The organism is Streptomyces sp. NPDC048718, assembly GCF_043198875.1.
Classification (GTDB): Bacteria; Actinomycetota; Actinomycetes; order Streptomycetales; family Streptomycetaceae; genus Streptomyces.
The window spans coordinates 324,337-342,062 of sequence record NZ_JBICVG010000002.1 but is presented as its reverse complement, the minus strand read 5'-3'; the positions used below and the strand labels follow the sequence as shown (position 1 = coordinate 342,062).

The window sequence follows — 17,726 nt, the reverse complement described above, 5'->3', positions numbered from 1 at the left end:
CCACCCCCACCCCCTGGGTGGCACGCACCCGCCGTACCGCCCGCACCCCGCGCACAGCCACCGGCTGGACCTGGACCTACACCTCCTACGCACCCGAACGCGAGCAGCTCGTCGAGGCGCTCTGCACCCTCGGCAACGGCCGGTTCGCCACCCGCGGTTCCGCCCCCGAATGCCCCGCCGGCCCCGTCCACTACCCGGGCACCTACCTCGCGGGCTGCTACGACCGGCGCACCTCGCTCGTCGCGGGGCGCGAGGTCGAGAACGAGGATCTCGTCAACCTCCCGAACTGGACGCTGCTGCGCTACCGCCGGCTGCCCGTCGACGGACCGCCCGGCGACTGGCTGACCCCCGACTCCGAGGAGCTGCGGCACTACGAGGTACGGCTGGACCTGCGCGGCGGGGTGCTCACCCGGCACCTGCTCTTCGAGGACGGCCACGGACGCGGCCTGCGCGTCGTCCACACCCGGCTCGTGCACATGGGGGACGCCGGGCTCGCCGCCCAGCGCACCGTCTTCCACGCCTATGGCTGGAGCGGCACCGTCGAAGTCCAGTCCGTCCTCGACGGCGCGGTGACCAACGCGGGCATCGAGCGCTACCGGAACCTCGAAGGCCGTCATCTCACCGGCCACCGCGCCGGGTTCGCCCCGGGCGGCGTCGCCTGGCTCACCTGTCGTACGACGGACCCCGGCACCCGACTCGCCCCCGCCGTCCGTACGGTCACCCGCCCCGCGCGCCCCGCCGAACGGTCGGCCACGAACACCGGCACCGTCCAGACGTACCGGCTGCCGGTCGGCCCCCACCGCTCCGCGAGCGTCGTCAAGACCCTCGCCCTGCACAGCGCCCCCGACCGGCCCGCGGCGGCGCCCGCGACCGCCCCGCTCGCCGCTTCTCCCGATACAGTCCTGGACGCCGCCCTCGACGCGGTCACCCGCGCCCCCGCCTTCCCCGGGCTGCTCGCCGGCCACCACGCGGCCTGGCGGCGGCTGTGGGAGCGCGGCGATCTGCGCGTCCCCGGCGAAGCGGGCCGCATCCTGCGTCTGCACCTGTTCCACCTGCTCCAGACACTGTCCCCGCATACGGCCGAGCTGGACGTCGGCGTGCCCGCGCGCGGACTGCACGGCGAGGCGTACCGGGGGCACGTCTTCTGGGACGAACTCTTCGTCCTGCCGTACCTCGACCTCCACTTCCCCGAAGTGGCCCGCTCGCTGCTCCTCTACCGCCACCGCCGGCTCCCCGCCGCCCGGGAGGCGGCGCGCGAGGCGGGTCAGACCGGCGCCATGTACCCCTGGCAGAGCGCGAGTTCGGGCCGCGAGGAGACCCAGCAGCTGCACCTCAACCCGCGTTCGGGCCGCTGGCTGCCCGACCACTCCCGGCTCCAGCGCCATGTCGGCTCGGCCATCGCGTACAACGTGTGGAGGTACGCCCGGACCACCGGCGACCTCGACTTCCTGTACGGGCCCGGGGCCGAGACCCTGCTGGAGATCGCCCGGTTCTGGGCCGGGGCCACCCGCTACGACCCCGCTCTGCGGCGCTACCGGATCCAGGGGGTCGTCGGCCCCGACGAGTACCACGACGCCTATCCGGACGCCACGGCCCCCGGCATCGACGACAACGCCTACACCAATGTGACCGCCGCCTGGGTGCTGGCCCGCGGCCTCGACCTCCTCGACCGGCTGCCCGCCGCCCGGCGTGCCGAACTCTGCGAGCTGCTGGCGCTCGACGCGACCGCGATCGAGCACTGGGAGGACGTCTCCCGCCGCCTGCATGTGCCCTTCCACCAGGGCGTGGTGAGCCAGTTCGAGGGATACGGGGAGCTGGCGGACCTGGACTGGCCCGGCTACGAGGAACGGTACGGGGACATCCGCCGGCTCGACCGGATTCTGGAGGCCGAGGGTGACTCGGTCAACCGCTACCAGGCGTCGAAACAGGCCGACACCCTCATGCTCGGCTACCTCTTCCGGCCCGAGCACCTGTCAGGCCTGTTCGACCGGCTCGGCTATCGGCTGGACGACGAGACCTGGCGCGCCACCGTCGCCTACTACCTGCGCCGCACCAGCCACGGATCGACGCTCAGCAGCCTCGTGCACGGCTGGATCCTGGCCCGGCAGCAGGGCGCCGACGCCTGGCGCCACTGCGAGGAGGCGCTGCTCGCCGACGTGGCCGACATCCAGGGCGGCACCACCGGAGAGGGCATCCACCTGGGCGCGATGGCCGGCACGGTGGACCTGGTCGAACGCGGCATCACCGGGCTGGAGGCGGGCTCGGAGGGCCTGCGGATCGCCCCGGTCCCGCTGGCCGAGATCCCCCGCTTCACCTTCACCGTCGGATTCCGGAGCCACCGGGGCATCCGCCTGCGCGTCCTGCCGGGCCGCCTCGCCGTCCGGGTGCCCGCCTCGCCGCCGGGCGCGCTGACCGTCGTCCTCCCCGGGGAGCGGCGCTTCACCGTCGAGCCGGGGGAGGAGCGGTGGTTCCGCCTCTAGCGGCCGCTCGCCGAGCTTTCCCTCAGCGCAGCCGGGGGAGTGTGGTGCGCGCGATGTCGGCAAGAGCCTTGTAGACCGCGGGAGTCCGATCGGCGTGGAGAGGGTCCTCCGACAAGAGGAGTGGCTTTCAGCGGACGCGTACGGAGGTACCCGCGCCCGGTGGGCCAGGCGCGCCGCACCCTGTGGGAAACCGCAGGGTGCGCCCTGCGGGGAACCCCACCGGGTCCGACGGAGATCCGCATACCGGCGCCGGCCGTTCGATTCCTAGCGTGAGGGATGCCACCGGCGCGATCCGCTCCCGCCGGTCCAGGCCCGCCGCCCGTCCGGGCCGTATCCCACCTGTCTGGAGACCCGACCATGCCGCACCACTTCATGACCCTGGCCCTGGCCCAGGAGCCCGCCGGCGGATTCGCCGGCTGGGCCGCCGGCCTCGTCGACACCATGGGCGGGCCGGGAGCCGGGCTTGCCATCGCCCTGGAGAACCTCTTCCCGCCGCTTCCCAGCGAGGTGATCCTGCCGCTGACCGGATTCGCCGCCGGGCAGGGCGTACTCACCCTGGTCTCGGCCCTGTTCTGGACCACGCTCGGCTCGGTCGCCGGCGCCGTGGCGCTCTACTGGACCGGCCTGCTCTTCGGCCGCGACCGCATGCACGCGATCTGGGGCCGGCTGCCGCTGGTGAAGGCATCCGACCTGGTGAGGACCGAGGAATGGTTCGTCAGGCACGGCACCAAGGCCGTGTTCCTGGGCCGGATGGTGCCCATCTTCCGCAGTCTCATCTCGGTGCCGGCGGGCGTGGAGCGCATGCCGCTGCCCCTCTTCCTGATGCTGACGGCGCTCGGCAGTCTGATCTGGAACAGCGTTCTCGTCATGGCCGGTTACTGGCTGGGCGACCAGTGGGACGTGGTCGAGACCTACGTCGACGTCCTGTCGAAGGCCGTCCTGGTGCTCGTGGCCGTGGCGGCCGTGGCCTATCTGGCGGTACGGCTGCGCGGACGCGGCGCGGCCCGGCACCGGCGTACCCGGTGACCCTCCACCCCGCCGTCCTCCCGGCGGGGCCCCCGCCCCGCTCCGCGCGGCCCGGACGATCTTGCCCGGGCCGCGCGGCCGCATTAGGGTCGAGGGCCGTGGACGACGACTCGCCAGGCAGGACGGCCGGGCGGACGGCCCTCCCCGGAGGCACCGCTCGCGAGGCCGGACGGGCCAAGGGTGAGAGCCCGCGCCCCGGTTGGCCGCGCCGGGGTGCCGGTGTGCTGCTCGGCTGCGGCACGGCCCTGACCGGCCTGGTGTATTTCCTCGTCCTCGGGACCGCCCTCGGTGCCTTCCTGCTGTGGCCCCGCACCCGCCGTGACGCGCTGGGGGTCCTCATGGGCGGCGCCCGCCGCCTGGCCGACCTCGAACGCGCCCGCCGCTCCGCGTTCTTCGGCGACCGCTTCCCGGAGCACTACCAGGCGTCCGACCCGAAGATCCTGCGCTTCCTCGCCGTCCGCTGCTACGCGGGCCTGCTGTGTGCCGTGGTGCTCGGCCTGCTGGCCTTCGGCGCCGCGCTCGCCGTCCTCCTCGCCCGGGGAGCGGTACGCGGAAGCCTTGCGTGGACCGAACTTCTCACCCAGGTACTGCTGGGCGGGGTGCTGCTCTTTCTCGACGTGCAGGGCCTCCTCGCGCTGACAGCCCTCGACGCGCGCATCGCCCGTGAGTGTTTCGGCCCGTCCGAACGCGAGCTGCTGCGGCGGCGCGTCGACGAACTGGCCACCAGCCGCGCCGCCGTCGTCCAGGCCGTGGACACCGAACGCCGCCGTATCGAACGGGACTTGCACGACGGCGTCCAGCAACGCCTGGTGGCCCTCGCCATGCTCCTCGGCCGGGCCCGGCGCAGCCGCGAACGCGATCCGGACCTGGCCGACACCCTGACGGCGCAGGCCCACGAGGAATCCCGGGGCGTCCTGACCGAACTGCGCGAGGTGGCCTGGCGGGTGTATCCGTCGGCGCTGGACAGCCTCGGCCTCGAAGAGGCACTGGGCGGGGTCGCCGAGCGGTGCGGCATTCCGCTGCGCATCGACTTCGCCGTGACCGGCCCGCTGCCCCAACCGGTCGAGACGGCCGCCTACTTCGTGGTCTCCGAGGCGGTGACCAACGCGGCCAAGCACTCCGGGGCCACCGCCGTCCACGTCCGCGTGCACCGGCTGGGGCCGGTCCTGACCGTACGGATCGAGGACGACGGTACGGGCGGCGCCGACCCGGCGGGCACCGGACTGACCGGACTGCGCGGCCGGGTGACCGCCCTCGACGGACTCCTGTGCGTCGACAGCCCCCTCGGGGGACCCACCACCCTCACCGCGGAGCTGCCATGCGCGTGATCCTCGCCGAAGACTCGACCCTGCTGCGGGAGGGTCTGGTCCGGCTGCTCGTCGAAGAGGGCCACGAAGTGCTCGCCGCGCTGCCCGACGCCGAGTCCCTTCTGCGGGAGACCGAGGAGCGGCGGCCGGACATCGTCGTGGCCGACATCCGGATGCCCCCGACCCACACCGACGAGGGGCTGCGGGCCGCGGTGGCAATCCGCGCACGCTGCCCGGAGACGGGCGTCCTCGTCCTGTCCCAGCACGTCGAGCGCGCCTATGCCGCCCGGCTGCTGGCGGTCGGCGCGGAGCGCGTGGGTTATCTGCTGAAGGACCGGGTGGCGCAGGTGGAGGAGTTCCTGGACGCGCTGGAACGGATCCACGCCGGGGGCGCCGCCATCGATCCGGAGGTGGTGCGACACCTCGTCGTCCGTACGGCGCACAGCGACCCGCTGGCGCGGCTCACGCCCCGCGAGCGCACCGTCATCGAGGCGCTGGCCGAGGGCCTTACGAACGCGGCGATCGCGAACAGGCTGCACATCTCGCAGAGTTCGGTGGAGAAGAACCTCAACGCCGTATTCGACAAGCTGGAGTTGTCTCATACCGAGGGCTACAGCCGGCGCATCCTCGCGGTGCTCCGCTATCTGGAGTCGTGACACCGGCCCGTCCGCGGGTCCCTCGCGCGCTGCGGGTCCAAAGCCGCCGGAGTGTTAACCGGTTGAGCCCCTGGCGGGCGGATGGCAGACTTGCCCGCCGTGACGACGACGATCAAGAAGTTCCAGGTCACCTTCGACTGCGCGGAGCCCGAGCGCCTGGCGCGCTTCTGGTGCGAGGTGCTGGGGTACGTCGTACCCCCGCCGCCCGAAGGGTTCGCGACGTGGGAGGCGCACCGTGACGCGCTGCCGCCCGAGGAACGGGACACGGCGTTCGCGTGCCTCGACCCCTCGGGTGTCGGCCCGCGACTCCTCTTCATGAAGGTCCCCGAGGGCAAGGCCGTCAAGAACCGCGTCCATCTCGATGTGCGGGTCGGCACCGGGCTCGTGGGCGAGGAGCGTCTCGCCGCACTCGAGACCGAGTGCGCTCGGCTGGAAGCGCTGGGCGCGGTGCGAGGCACCCTCCTGCGGGCCGACGGCGTGAACGAGTCCTGTCAGAACATGCAGGACATCGAGGGAAACGAGTTCTGCCTCGACTGACGCCGTCGCGGTCTCGGCGGGATCTGCGAGCGCTCGCCCCACGGCATGACAAGCGGGCCGCTCCTGCGGCGTATCGCCTCAGGAGCGGCCCTGTGTCCAGCCGGTCCGCCGCGTCAGGGACGGCCCTCGTCGGTCCGGGTCAGATGCGTGACGGCCTCCTGCCAGGTGCCCGCGAGGACGGGTACCTGCCGCAGCGAAGCCGCCAGTGTGTGGACGGAGTCGGCGGCGGCCGGCCGGGCGATCCAGTTGACGATGGACGCCAGAAGCCGGGGCCGGCTGGGCGGGGCGCCGCCCTCGGGAGCCTGGGTGAGGACCGCGGTGACCGCCGGGCCGGGCTGCCCGGCTCCGCCCGCGCCGGGCAGATGGAGCGCGGCGGTGTCGGGGGCGGTCCGCAGTAGGGTGTACGGCTCGGGCCGCAGTCGCCAGCCCGCCTGGTCCAGTTGCCGGGCGCGCTTGACGAGGTCCGACATCCAGCTGCGGGGGAAGAGCACGGCGCCCCCTCCCTCGCGTACGGCGGCCCCGCACAGCACCGGGATCTCGTCCCGCTCCGGGGCGGCGAAGCGCGCGTACCCGGCCAGCACGGCGTCGAGGACCTCGCGCAGGGCCTCGGGCGTGCGGGCGCGGGCGAGGAGTTCGCCGCCGCGGAAGAGGAGATGGAAGGTCTCGGGCCGCTCCAGGGTGAGGGTGACGGGTGTGTAGCCCTCCTCGGCGACGGCGCCGGTGGCCTCCTCGGCGATCCGGCGGGCCTCGGGGCCGCGGACCGCGATCCCCAGACGCGTCTTGCCCACCGTGGCGGTGAGGACCGCGTCGACGGGCTCGGCGGCGACGTTCACCGAACAACTGGTGGGCGCCTCCACGGTCGTGGCCTTCGGATCGGCGCCGCTGAGGGTGATCAGCGCGTTGCTGACCTCGGCGAACCCGGTGAGCACCTCGGCCGGCCGGTCGCGGGACAGCAGGACGGCGGTGGGCGTGCCCCGCCGCGCGGCGTCCTGGCCGAGGCGGATCAGGCCGGGGTAGGCCGGGATGTACAGCGAGCGGCCCAGCAGCCGGGCGCCGTCGGCGTCCACGAGCAGGACGGAGGCGTCGAGGCGGGCGAGAGCGGCGGCGTTCGCCGCGAGGTCGGCGCCGAGCTGATCGCAGAAGCCGCAGGCCTCTGCCATGGCCACCACGAGCACGGGATGCCCGGGCAGGGCCGCGAGTGCGGCCGCCTGTGCCTCCAGCGAGCCGGGTTCGTCGGTTGTGGTGGACGCGTTGCCCGAGGAGACGAGGCCGGCGGAGCGCCACTGGGTGAAGCAGTGCGCGTGCTGGTCGTGGTGTTCGGGGGCGGGTGGTTGGCCCTGAAGCCAACCAAGGGCGGTCGGGCTGACATAGGCGGCGGCGGGACTGCTGGTGTTCAGCAGGACCGCGCTGCTGCCCAGTTCGGCCACGACCACCCCTGGCGACAACATCACCTACGGCTGCTGGCAGAAGCCGCTGTAGCCGTTGGTGGAGATACACACGAGGCCCGGGCAGCACCCGACGGCTCCCGTGCAGCCTTCACCCTGCACCCGGCACGCCATGGGGGCGAGGAAGGTGTCGGTGAAGATCTCTTCGATTTCGGCGATCATTTCGGTGTCTGGCGTGAGAGACAGTGTCTCTTCCGTGTAAGTGACCATAAATCCAGCATGGGGGTGTCTGTCCGAAGCGTCTAGAGGGGGCGACTCGTAGGAGTGGGGCCCTGGATGGGCGTGCGATTATCCGGTCGTGGAGGTGTGACGGGCGGGGGCGCCGGGCCGCGCGGTGCCCGTGCTCCCGAACGCCTCCGCCTGCGCACGGAAGAGATCGGCGTAAGGGCCGCCCGCGTCCAGCAGCGACGCGTGATCGCCCTGCTCGACGACCTGGCCGCCCCGCAGCACGTAGATGCGGTCGGCGTGCCGCACGCTGCGCAGCCGGTGGGAGATCAGGACCACCGACCGGCCCGTGAACAGTCCCCGCAGCCGCGCGAAGAGCCGGTCCTCGGCGTGCGCGTCGAGGGCCGCGGTCGGCTCGTCCAGGATGACGAGGGGAGCGTCCCGGTAGAAGGCGCGGGCCAGGGCCAGCCGCTGCCACTGGCCTCCGGAGAGATCCGCGCCCCCGGTGAACTCCTTGCCCAGCGAGGTCTCCAGACCATCCGGCAGCTCCGTCAGGAACTCCAGCGCCCCGGCCCGCCGGGCCGCCTCCCGCACCCGGGCCGGGTCGGCGTCGGCGTGCGGACGGCCGAAGACGATGTTGTCCACGGCCGGCAGCTTGTAGCGGGTGAAGTCCTGGAAGACCACCGCCGTCCGCTCGCGATGGGCGGCAAGGTCCGTGACCGGCTCGCCGTCGAGCAGCAGACAGCCGCTGTCCGCCGGATAGAGCCCGGCCAGCACAGCGGCGAGCGTCGTCTTGCCCGAGCCGTTCACCCCCACCAGGGCCACGACCTGCCCCGGCCGCAGCTCCAGACTCACGTCCCGCACCGCCGGGGTGTCCGCGCCGGGATAGGTGAAGCACAGCTTCTCGGCGCGGAATTCACCGAACGGGCCGAACGAGGGGCTTTCCCCTGTCTTTTGACGTGGCATCAAAGTGGGCCGGGGCGTCGCGGCCGGGTCCTTCCGGGCGCCCGTCCCGGTCGTCTCCGCCGCCGACGTGGTGAAGTCCTTCAGATCGATGAGACGGAGCAGGTTCTCGCCGATGCCGCTGAGCATGCCGGCGAAGGTATTGATCCGTACGGAGAGCAGCCACACCCCGGCCACCGCCGCTCCCGCCACGGACAGAGGCAGCAGATGGCGGTCGGCCATCCACCAGAGGCTCCCCACCGCCAGACAGGTGATCGCCGCCCCGGCGCCCTGGGCGACCATCCGGCGTCTGGCGTGCGTCCTCAGCAGACTCTCGGTCTCGCGGATCTCCCGCGCGTACTGCTCCTCCCAGCGCTCCGTCAGCACACCCCCGAGGTCGAGCGCCCGGATCTCCCTGGCCTCGTCCCGGCCGGTGAGCAGCCGCTCCAGGTACTCCCGCAACCGCCGGTTCTCCGACAGTCCGTGGTGCAGATCGTGGTGGGCGCCGCGCTGCGAGCCCGCAGCCCTGAGCGCGGGCACGGCGCTGAGCAGGACGAGCGGCAGCAGCCACCAGGCCATGAAGAGGAACGCGCCGCCCACCGCGAGCACCGTCAGTGCCGCCTGGAACGCGGTGACGAGCAGGACGACGGCCAGGGCGGGCTGGCGGCGCGAGGCGAAGACGGCCCGCTGCAGCCGGTCGTGAAAGCCCGGATCCTCGAACTGCCGCAACTCGGCCGCCACCGCGGCCTCCAGGACCATGCTCGCCACGAGATGGTCCACCTTCACCGTGAGCACCGCCATCCGGGCCGTCCCGGACAGCCGCAGGGCGCCGAACGCGGCGCCCGCCACCAGTACCCCGATCACCGCCGGCACCAGCGAGGGAGACCGCCCGGCCGCCGCCGGCCCGTCCGTGAGCACCGCTCCGAACACCCTCTGCGTCACCACCAGCGCCGCGGCCATCCCCGCCGCCGCCAGCACCTGCACCACGAGCACATGGACCAGGGCCCGCCGGTCGGCCAGCCAGGCGAGACGGACGGCGAAGACCGCGGAGGACACCATGGCGCGCGTACGCCGTTCAGCCATCGAGGGCCACCTTTCCAGCCCCGCCGGCCACACCAAGGGCGGCATTCGTACCAACGGGCGCATATCGCCATCACTGCCCCAGGAGACCCCGGATCACTCGACGATCTTCCCGGCCCGACAGTGCCTGCGCCCGCCGCTCGGCCCGGAGCCGGACGGCGATGGTCAGGGGCGGGCATCAAGAAGCGATCGGATCACTCCGTGACGGGCAGGCACTCGGCGAGCAGAGCGACGATGTCCCGCCAGGCTCGACGCGCGTGCCGGGGGTGGTAGCCGACGCCGGGAGGCGTGGCGTGGGCGACCGTCGGGTGATGGAAGGCGTGCAAAGCCCCGCCGTAGACCACGAGGCGCCAGTCGACGCCGGCGGCCCGCATCTCTTCGGCGAACGCGACCCGTTGCGCGGGCGGCATGATCGGGTCTTCCGAGCCGACCCCGGCCCATACCGGGCAGCGAATGCGTGCCGCCTCGCCCGGTCGGCCCGTGGTCAGCGCGTTGACCGTCCCGATCACGCGCAGGTCGACGCCGTCGCGGCCGAGTTCCAGCGCGACCGCGCCCCCGGTGCCGTAGCCGATGGCGGCGATCCGGTCGGGGTCGGCCCGTGGTTCGGCACGCAACACGTCGAGCGCGGCGTGACCGATTCCTCGCATCCGGTCGGGGTCGGCGAGCAGCGGCAGGCAACGGGCCAGCATGTCCTCGGGGTTGTCCAGATAGCGTCCGCCGTGGAGGTCGAAGGCCATTGCCACGTACCCCAGTTCGGCCAGTGCCTCGGCCCGGCGGCGCTCGACATCGCTGAGCCCCATCCCCTCGGGCCCGATCAGGACCGCGGGCCGGCGCTCGGCACCGGCCGGGAGCGCGAGGTGTCCGATCATCGTCAGATTGTCGGCCGGGTATTCGACCGTGCGGGTGGTGACCGTCGTCATGTGGCTGGACGGTAATGGCCGTTGCGCCCGCTCGGGGGCGGTGTTCACCGATGGCAGACAGCGGTCTGTCCCGCCCTCATGCCCGACCTCATCGCCGGCGAGGAGGACAGCCCCGCACCGGAGCCGACCGTCATCCTTGGCACGCCCGACAAGGCCGCCGCCTTCCCCGCCCGATACGGCCGCCGGGCGGGGCGACCGGCTCCCGCATGTCACCCCACCCGGCGGCCGGGCGTCCTGCTTCCAGGCGCCTCAGTTCCAGGAAGCGGCCACCAGGAAGCGTTCCGCGGCGGCCAGATGGACGGCCGAGGCGAGCCAGGCGCGCGCGTAGCCGTCGGCCGACGGGTCGAGGAGACGGCCGAAGGAGTCGCGGGGGCGGCGGTCCGCCTCGGCCGTCAGGTCCTGGGCCAGCCGGGCCGCGCCGACGAGCCCGGCCCGGCGCAGCGGCACGGCGAAACCGGCCGCCTCCGTGCCGCGCGCCGCCTCGGCGACGGCCCGCCGACCGCCCGCGACGCCGGTCTCCAGCAGCCGTCGCACCCGCCACAGCGGGGCCTCCGCCAGCGGATCAGGACCGGCCGAGACCGGACCGGGGCCGGTGCGCGAGTCCGCGCCGGCCGGTGCCACCCGCGGGACGTTGTCGCCCTGGAGCCGGTCGTAGCCCAGATCGGCCCGCCCCCGCCACTCCTCCGGCAGCCGCAGGGTGTGCGTGGTCCCCGGCACCGGCCCCACCGCCAGCGGGCGGAGCGTCGCCGCCCGGTCCAGATCGGGCCGGCCGAGGACCCGCAGCGCCAGCCCCGGGAACGCGGCGATCAGCCGCAGATTGGCCGCGTGCGGCAGCTCGGGGTGCGGATGGGCGGGGCGCAGCCGCACCAGCGGTCCGCCGCCGAGCACCCGGGCCACCAGATGGTCCCCGGCCGCACCGACCACCTCGACATCACAGCCCAGCAGCCCCGCACCCGGCGCGTCCGGGCCCGTCCCGCTCTCCGCGGCCACCGCGAGCGCCTCGGCCACCGCCTCGTGCACCGGCCGGGCGAACAGCGCCGCCACGGGCGCCTTCGACCAGTCCACCCCGCGCAGCGGCGTGGCGCGTACACTCCGGCCCGCGCCGAGCCGGCCATCGGCCGAGACGGTCGCACCGGCGATCAGCAGCCCCCCGCGGGCCAGCCCGGCGTGGTCGAGGATCCCGCCCCCGAGCGCCACGGAAGCGGAGCCCGCGCCCCTGGCCCGGCCCAGGCCACCGGGCCGTACGTCGGAGAGGGTGTAGCCGCTGCCGTCGGCGCCGAGCAGATGGGTCGTCACACCGCCGTAGCCGGTGGCGGACAGCACGGGTTCCCGGCACAGGCCGTACACGCGCAGGCTGCCGCCCTGTTCGTACGCCCGGCGCGCGCCCCCGGCCCACGCGGCGCCGGCCGTGCCGGAGGCGAGCGGCGCGGCACCGGCGAGCAGTGCGCGGAAGGCGTCCGCGAGATCGCCGAGCCGCTGCCCCTGGCTCCGGTCCCGCGCCGCGCGCAGGCCCCGTACGACCCGCAGCGCGGCGGCCTCGGCGCGGGGCAGCCCGGCAAGCCGCGCGCTGTGGGCGGCACGCAGGAGTTCGGCCTGGACGACCGCCCCGCCGGCCGCGACCCCGGCGGACAGGGCCTCGGCGGCCGCTTCCCACAGAGCGGTTCCGGCCCGGGTCTGCGCGGGCGTGAGCGCGGTCTCCCCGGCTCCCTCAGAAGGTACGGACCCGGTGGACGACGAGGGGGAGGACGAGGGGGAGGGCGACGAAGGGGCGGGTGACGCGGGGGAGGGGACGTACGGTGCGGTGGGCCGGGCCGGGACGGCGGCCGGTTCCCCGTCCGCCCCGCCGCCGGACCGGGCCGACGCGTCCGCCCCGGGCTCGGTCGGTCCGGACAGGCCGGACACCTCCGCGATCGGGGCCGCCCCCAGCACCGCCGCCCGATGCAGACAACGCGGCGCCAGAAGGCAGCTGCACACGGCCTGTCCGGCCTCCGTGACCGCGCCCGCCGGACCCGGTCGCAGGGTGACCACCGTGTCCTCGCCGAAACGCACCTCGACCGCCCCGTCCGCACCGGCCGCGGCCCGTTCGCCGCACTCCGCGATCGTGGCGTCGAGCTTCTTGCGGAGCCGCGCGGTCAGCTGCTCCACGGCCCCCGCGAGGACCTCGGGGGCGACGGGCGGCAGGAGTTCGGTGCTCAACGGGCTTCTCCACGAAGGCGGTCGCCGACCCAGCGGGCGAGGGCGAGCGGACTGAGGGCGGCCACCGGCATGCCGGCGGCGACGAGCTGGCGCGCCACCGGAACCGAGTAGCGGGGCGTCCCGGTGTCGTCGAGGGCCGCGCACCCGAGCAGATGCGCGCCGGACGAGGCGAGCGCGCGGACCTCGGCGAGCAGCCCGGCGACCGGCGCGCCCTCCTCGAAGTCGCTGACCACGACGACGAGGGTGCGGCTCGGCACGGTGATCAGCGAACGGGCGTGCGCGAGCCCGGCGGCGATATGCGTCCCACCGCCGACGCGGACCTCCAGCAGCAGGGACAGCGGGTCCTTCACCCGGTCGGTCAGATCCGCCACCTGCGTGGAGAAGGCCAGGAAGTGCGTGGACAGGGTCGGTACGCCGCCCAGCACCGCGGCGGTCAGCGCCGACCAGATCACCGAGGCCTCCATCGAACCGGAGACGTCGACGACGAGGACGAGCCGCCAGTCCGCCTCCTTCGCCGACCGGCTGCCGAACACGGGGCGTTCGGGGACGACGACCACCCGGCCGTCGTCCGTGCGGCGCGTGTGCGCCAGATTCGCGCGCAGGGTACGGGCGAGGTCGAGACGGCCACCGGGGCGCCGGGTGGGACGCGGGGTGGAGAGTCCGGACAGGGCCGGGCGTACCCGGGTGGCGAGTTCCCGGGCGAGTTCGTCGACCAGTCGCTTCACCAGTGGCCGCAGCCGGGCGAGCCGGGCCTCGGGCAGGCCGCCGGCCAGGGACAGCACCGAACTCAGCAACTCCACCGACGGGCGCACGGACGCCGGGTCCAACTCGGCGAGGACATCGGAACGTCCCGCGCCGGCGGCGTCCGCGAGCACCTCCTCGCGGACATCGGGGCCGAACAGCGCCCGGAGTTCCTCGGACCACTCGCGGGCCGTGGGGAACGAAGCCTCCCGGCCGCCTTTGGACCCGCCGCCGAGATCCTCGGCGCCCTCGCCGCGGCCGTGCCCGTACAGCTCGTCCAGGGCGTTCGCGTACCGGCGGGCCGCACCGTTCAGCCGGTCCTGGTGACGGCCGAGGAGCAGCCGCCAGCGGTCCGCCCCGCCGAGCCGGCGCTCCGGCACGGGCGGGGCCGTGGGGACGGGCGGCGTCGGGGCGACGGGGTGCGTGGGCACGCCCTCCGCGCGGTTCTCCACCATGCGGTCGTCCGACGTCGGCGCGTGCGTGCCGGCCGCGTCGGCGCCGGGCAGAGCAAGGGCCTTCAGTGCGGCGAGCCCGGCCGCGTCGGCGGCGGCCCACAGGGCGAGCAGTTCGGGCGGGGCGTCGAGGGACAGGTCGAGCCGGTCGCCGAGCCGCTCGGTCACCGTGGTCAGCATGCGGTCGCGGGCGGCCGGGGTGAGGACGTCGAAACCACCGCGCAGCGCCGGGAGCCGGTCCAGGAACTCCTCGTCCGTGAGGGTGCCGACGCGGTCCAGCAGCGGGGTGAGCGCGGCCGGGGACGACTGGAGCAGCGGCCCGGCGGCGGTGAGCAGCCCGCCGAGCCGCTTCGCCAGGGCGCGCCGCGCGTCGGGGCCGGTCGCCCCGTCGATCCATCCCGCCACGCGCTCGCCCAGCCCGTCGGCCGGATCGAGGTCGAGCAGCACACGGACCGCCCGGGCCGCGCCCTGGACGAGCGGGGAGGCGTCGGCGGCGAGAGAGGCGAGCACATGGTCCATCCGGAGCCCCGACTGCCGGGCGGCCGCCCGGCCCGCCAGCGCCACCAGGGCCGCCGCGTCCGCGGGGGAGTCGCTTCCGGCGAGACCGGGCAGCGCGCGGACGGCGGCTTCGAGCAGCTCGCCGGTCAGCTCGCCCGCGACCGTGCGGGCCTCGGGAGTGGTCCCGGGATAGTGGCCGCGCCGCAGTCCCTCCAACAGATCGAGGGCCGAGAGGAGTTCGGGGAGGTCTGCGGTGGCGGGCAGCACGGCGGCGGCTTCACGCAGCCGGTCGTCGACGAGTCCGGGCAGATCGCAGCGCGCGGCGGCGGTGAGCCCGGTCAGGACCTGTGCGGCGGTCGGGCCGCCCTCGGCTGCCTCACGGCGCGCGGTCTCGCGCAGCGTGCCGGCCGCGGCCTGCGCGGCGGTGACCCCGCGGGCGCCCGCGAGATCGAGGCGGGCGGGCACCGAAGGCGTCCACGTCAGCCGCCACTTGCGGCCGAGCGCCGTGCCGTCGCCGGTCGCGTTGACGGCGACCGGCTCGCCGTACGAGGTCCCGATCACCCGCAGGCGTTGCAGCAGCACCTCGCGCTCGCCGTCCAGCGGCGAGCGCAGGGGGTCCAGCCGCACCTCCCGGGACTCGGGCTCCTCCGGGCGCGGCAGCCGCAGCCGGGTCAGCTCCTCCTCGACGGCCGGGCCGAGACCCGAGCGTGGGGCGTGTGGCGATATCCGGCCGCGGGCGGTGCCGACGAAGACCGCCTCCAGGGCGCGCGCCAGCGCCCGGCCCCGGCCCAGGGGCTCGCCCTGGCCGAGAACGGAGGTGACGGCTTCGAGGAGTTCGCCGCGCCCGGGCGCGGGCAGTCCGCGCAGCGACGCGAGGTCGCAGGCCACGCGCAGGGTCTCGGCCGCCTCGCCGGTGCCGGCCGGGTGGCCCGCCCGGCGCAGCTCGCGGCACAGACCCGTCAGCGCGGCGGCGGCCGCGTCGCGGAGCCGCTCCGGGTCTCCGCCCGCCTCGAACACGGCCTGCTGCCAGCGCGGGTCGCGGATGCCGGCGGGGTAGCCGGAGCGGGAGTCGAGCAGATCGAAGGAGTACGGCACGAACGAGGTGACGGGCACTTCGGCGTCCGCCGTCGCCGTCCCCGTGCCGAGGCCGGCCCGCGCCTCCCCGTCCGGGCCTTCGGCCGTGTCGCCGAGGGCTTCGGCGCCGACCGCGTCCCCGGTGCCGTCCAGGAGGAGCGCCGGGGCATGGAACGCGCCGATCACGGCGGCCACCCGCCGGCCGCCCGCGGCGGCCTCGGCGACGACCCGGCGCATCCGGGCCTCGCGGGCGAGATCGGTCGCGGGCACCGCGCCGTCGGAGCGCAGCGCCCAGCCCACCCCGAGCGCCGCCCGGCGGACGGCCTCGGGCGAACCGCCGGGTGCGAGCACCTCGACGGCGCGGTCCCACAGGTCGTCGCCGTCCCGGCCGGTTCCGGCGGAGGAGAGCGCGGCGGCGAAGGAACGGCGACCGCCCCCGCCCGGCCCTTTCGCGCCGTCCGCGTCCTGCGCCTGTTCGGCACCGGCCACACTCTCCGCGCCGTCGGTCGGCAGAACAGGCGCGGACGCCAGGGACCAGCCGGGGTCGGAGAGCGGCAGATCGCAGCAGACGACCTCGGCGCCGCGCTCCCGGGCCCAGCGCACCGCCGCCAGCTCCGGGGAGAAGTCGGCGAAGGGATAGAACGACAGCCGCCCGTCCCGCCCCGAACCGGCCAGCGCGACCGGCGCCGTGGTCTCGGGGTCGGCGAGATGCTCCAGCCACGGCCGGAAGTCGGCGGGCAGCTCCACGCAGACCGTCTCGGCGCCCGCCGCGTCGAGGAGCGCGGGCACCATCGCGGCGAGCGCCGGGCTGTGGTGGCGTACCCCCAGCAGATACGGGGTGCGCGACGCGGCGAGCGCGTCCACCGCCTCCCGGGGCCCGAGCCCGTCGAGCCTGTCGAGACGGCCTGAACGGCTTGAACGGCCAGAACGGCCAAGGCGATCGGGGCGATCGGGGTCGTCGGGACCGCCGGGGGGATCGAGGGGTACGACGGCGGTCACCGCAGGCTCCCGCGCAGGTCCCAGAGGCGGCGCCACATGGCCGAGCCGTTCTCGGCGCGGCGGCGGACCGGGCCGTCCCAGTAGCCGAGCAGCCGGGCGTGGTCGGCCGGGTCGTCCTTGCGGACGACACCCAGGAGATGGCCGGGGAGCAGATCGAGGACGTCCCCGCCGGGCAGATACGCGGCCGCCAGACCCATGGAGGCGGCGACCTGCACCGCCTCGGCGGTGGACATGACGGTGCCGGGCCGTTCCACGTCCCAGCCCTCCGTGGAACGGCCCGACCGCAGGTCGCGGAAGACGGTGACGAGGGCGTCCAGGACGGCGTCGTCGACACCGAAGCCGGCACCCGCCCGCTCGACCGCGGCGACGGCCTGACGGCGGATCAGGACGGCCTCGGCGTCCGCGTCGGCGATGGGGTGCACCGTCTCGAAGTTGAAGCGGCGCTTGAGCGCGGCGGACATCTCGGAGACGCCCCGGTCGCGCAGGTTGGCGGTGGCGATCACCGTGAAGCCGGGGACGGCGCTGACCACGGCGTCCTCGGTGGCGGTCAGCTCGGGAACGGTGAGACGCCGGTCGGACAGCAGGGACACCAGGGCGTCCTGCACCTCGGGCAGACAGCGGGTGATCTCCTCGACCCGCACCACCCGGCCGGTGCGCATCGCGGCCAGCACGGGGGAGTCCACCAGCGCCTCGGGGGTGGGCCCCTGGGCGAGCAGCAGGGCGTAGTTCCAGCCGTAGCGGAAGGCGTCCTCGGTGGTCCCGGCGGTGCCCTGCACGGTCAGGGCACTGGTGCCGCAGACGGCGGCGGCGAGCAGCTCCGACAGCATCGACTTCGCGGTGCCGGGCTCGCCGGTGAGCAGCAGTCCGCGCTCTCCGGCGAGGGTCACGACACACCGCTCCACCAGCGCCCGCTCGCCGACGAACTTCGGGGCGATCACGAGCTTCGCGGGCAGGCCCGCCCGGCGCTTCGGCAGCGCGAGTTCCACCCCGTCGCTGCCGCAGACGAAGGTGACGACGGCACGCGGCGTGAGCGCCCAGCCGGGCGGGCGGGGGCCCGGGTCCTGGGCCGCGAGGAAGGCGAGTTCGGTGGCGTGGCGCTCCTCGGCCGGAAGGACCTGCCGGGCGGGCGTGGACGATGGGGTGACGCTCATGCGTGGGTTCCTTGTACGGGTGGAACGGTCCGCGAGGACCGGTGAACGACGAACGAC

The 17,726-nt window shown here is 74.7% G+C and carries 12 protein-coding genes; 5 read left to right on the top strand and 7 right to left on the bottom strand.

All coding sequences use genetic code 11. The features are described from left to right. The first annotated feature begins 17 nt into the window (after positions 1 to 17). From ACGFRB_RS04525 to ACGFRB_RS04505, 5 genes are all read left to right on the top strand, one after another. Positions 18 to 2,480, top strand: a complete 2,463-nt coding sequence (locus ACGFRB_RS04525; protein ID WP_393238885.1) for a glycoside hydrolase family 65 protein — start codon at positions 18 to 20, stop codon at positions 2,478 to 2,480. Positions 2,481 to 2,837: 357 nt separating this feature from the next. After that, on the top strand, positions 2,838 to 3,506 hold the full coding sequence (locus ACGFRB_RS04520; protein ID WP_393238882.1) for a DedA family protein: 669 nt from the start codon (positions 2,838 to 2,840) through the stop codon (positions 3,504 to 3,506). 98 nt (positions 3,507 to 3,604) lie between these two features. Next, a complete protein-coding gene (locus tag ACGFRB_RS04515; protein WP_393238880.1) occupies positions 3,605 to 4,834 on the top strand; it encodes a sensor histidine kinase in 1,230 nt (409 codons plus the stop codon). Continuing rightward, on the top strand, positions 4,825 to 5,469 hold the full coding sequence (locus ACGFRB_RS04510) for a response regulator (RefSeq protein ID WP_393238877.1): 645 nt from the start codon (positions 4,825 to 4,827) through the stop codon (positions 5,467 to 5,469). The genes ACGFRB_RS04515 and ACGFRB_RS04510 overlap by 10 nt, the downstream gene beginning before the upstream one ends. Before the next feature lie 99 nt (positions 5,470 to 5,568). Continuing rightward, positions 5,569 to 6,006, top strand: coding sequence for a VOC family protein (locus tag ACGFRB_RS04505; protein ID WP_393238874.1), 438 nt, complete (start codon positions 5,569 to 5,571; stop codon positions 6,004 to 6,006). Between the two features lie 113 nt (positions 6,007 to 6,119). Here the strand turns inward: ACGFRB_RS04505 and ACGFRB_RS04500 are convergent, their stop codons facing one another. The 7 genes from ACGFRB_RS04500 to ACGFRB_RS04470 form a co-directional block, all read right to left on the bottom strand. After that, entirely contained in the window at positions 6,120 to 7,457 is a 1,338-nt protein-coding gene (locus ACGFRB_RS04500; protein ID WP_393238871.1) for a hypothetical protein, read from the bottom strand. Next, positions 7,458 to 7,661 carry a hypothetical protein gene (locus tag ACGFRB_RS04495; protein ID WP_363003947.1) on the bottom strand — a complete coding sequence of 68 codons (204 nt, stop codon included), beginning with the start codon at positions 7,659 to 7,661 and terminating at the stop codon, positions 7,458 to 7,460. 78 nt (positions 7,662 to 7,739) lie between these two features. Then, a complete protein-coding gene (locus tag ACGFRB_RS04490) occupies positions 7,740 to 9,641 on the bottom strand; it encodes an ABC transporter ATP-binding protein (protein ID WP_393238868.1) in 1,902 nt (633 codons plus the stop codon). 191 nt (positions 9,642 to 9,832) lie between these two features. Next, positions 9,833 to 10,558, bottom strand: coding sequence for a dienelactone hydrolase family protein (locus ACGFRB_RS04485; RefSeq protein ID WP_393238865.1), 726 nt, complete (start codon positions 10,556 to 10,558; stop codon positions 9,833 to 9,835). 249 nt (positions 10,559 to 10,807) lie between these two features. Continuing rightward, positions 10,808 to 12,754 carry a hypothetical protein gene (locus ACGFRB_RS04480; protein ID WP_393238862.1) on the bottom strand — a complete coding sequence of 649 codons (1,947 nt, stop codon included), beginning with the start codon at positions 12,752 to 12,754 and terminating at the stop codon, positions 10,808 to 10,810. Next, on the bottom strand, positions 12,751 to 16,383 hold the full coding sequence (locus tag ACGFRB_RS04475; RefSeq protein WP_393238859.1) for a DUF5682 family protein: 3,633 nt from the start codon (positions 16,381 to 16,383) through the stop codon (positions 12,751 to 12,753). The genes ACGFRB_RS04480 and ACGFRB_RS04475 overlap by 4 nt, the downstream gene beginning before the upstream one ends. Before the next feature lie 131 nt (positions 16,384 to 16,514). Further along, complete coding sequence (locus tag ACGFRB_RS04470) at positions 16,515 to 17,669, bottom strand: AAA family ATPase (protein ID WP_393238857.1); 1,155 nt, start codon at positions 17,667 to 17,669, stop codon at positions 16,515 to 16,517. Positions 17,670 to 17,726 lie beyond the last annotated feature (57 nt).

Bases quoted from the DNA above. Each gene is read 5' to 3' on its own strand.
- ACGFRB_RS04470 (WP_393238857.1), bottom strand. From the start codon at position 17,669: ATGAGCGTCACCCCATCGTCCACGCCCGCCCGGCAGGTCCTTCCGGCC.
- ACGFRB_RS04490 (WP_393238868.1), bottom strand. From the start codon at position 9,641: ATGGCTGAACGGCGTACGCGCGCCATGGTGTCCTCCGCGGTCTTCGCC.
- ACGFRB_RS04485 (WP_393238865.1), bottom strand. From the start codon at position 10,558: ATGACGACGGTCACCACCCGCACGGTCGAATACCCGGCCGACAATCTG.
- ACGFRB_RS04520 (WP_393238882.1), top strand. From the start codon at position 2,838: ATGCCGCACCACTTCATGACCCTGGCCCTGGCCCAGGAGCCCGCCGGC.
- ACGFRB_RS04510 (WP_393238877.1), top strand. From the start codon at position 4,825: ATGCGCGTGATCCTCGCCGAAGACTCGACCCTGCTGCGGGAGGGTCTG.
- ACGFRB_RS04495 (WP_363003947.1), bottom strand. From the start codon at position 7,661: ATGGTCACTTACACGGAAGAGACACTGTCTCTCACGCCAGACACCGAA.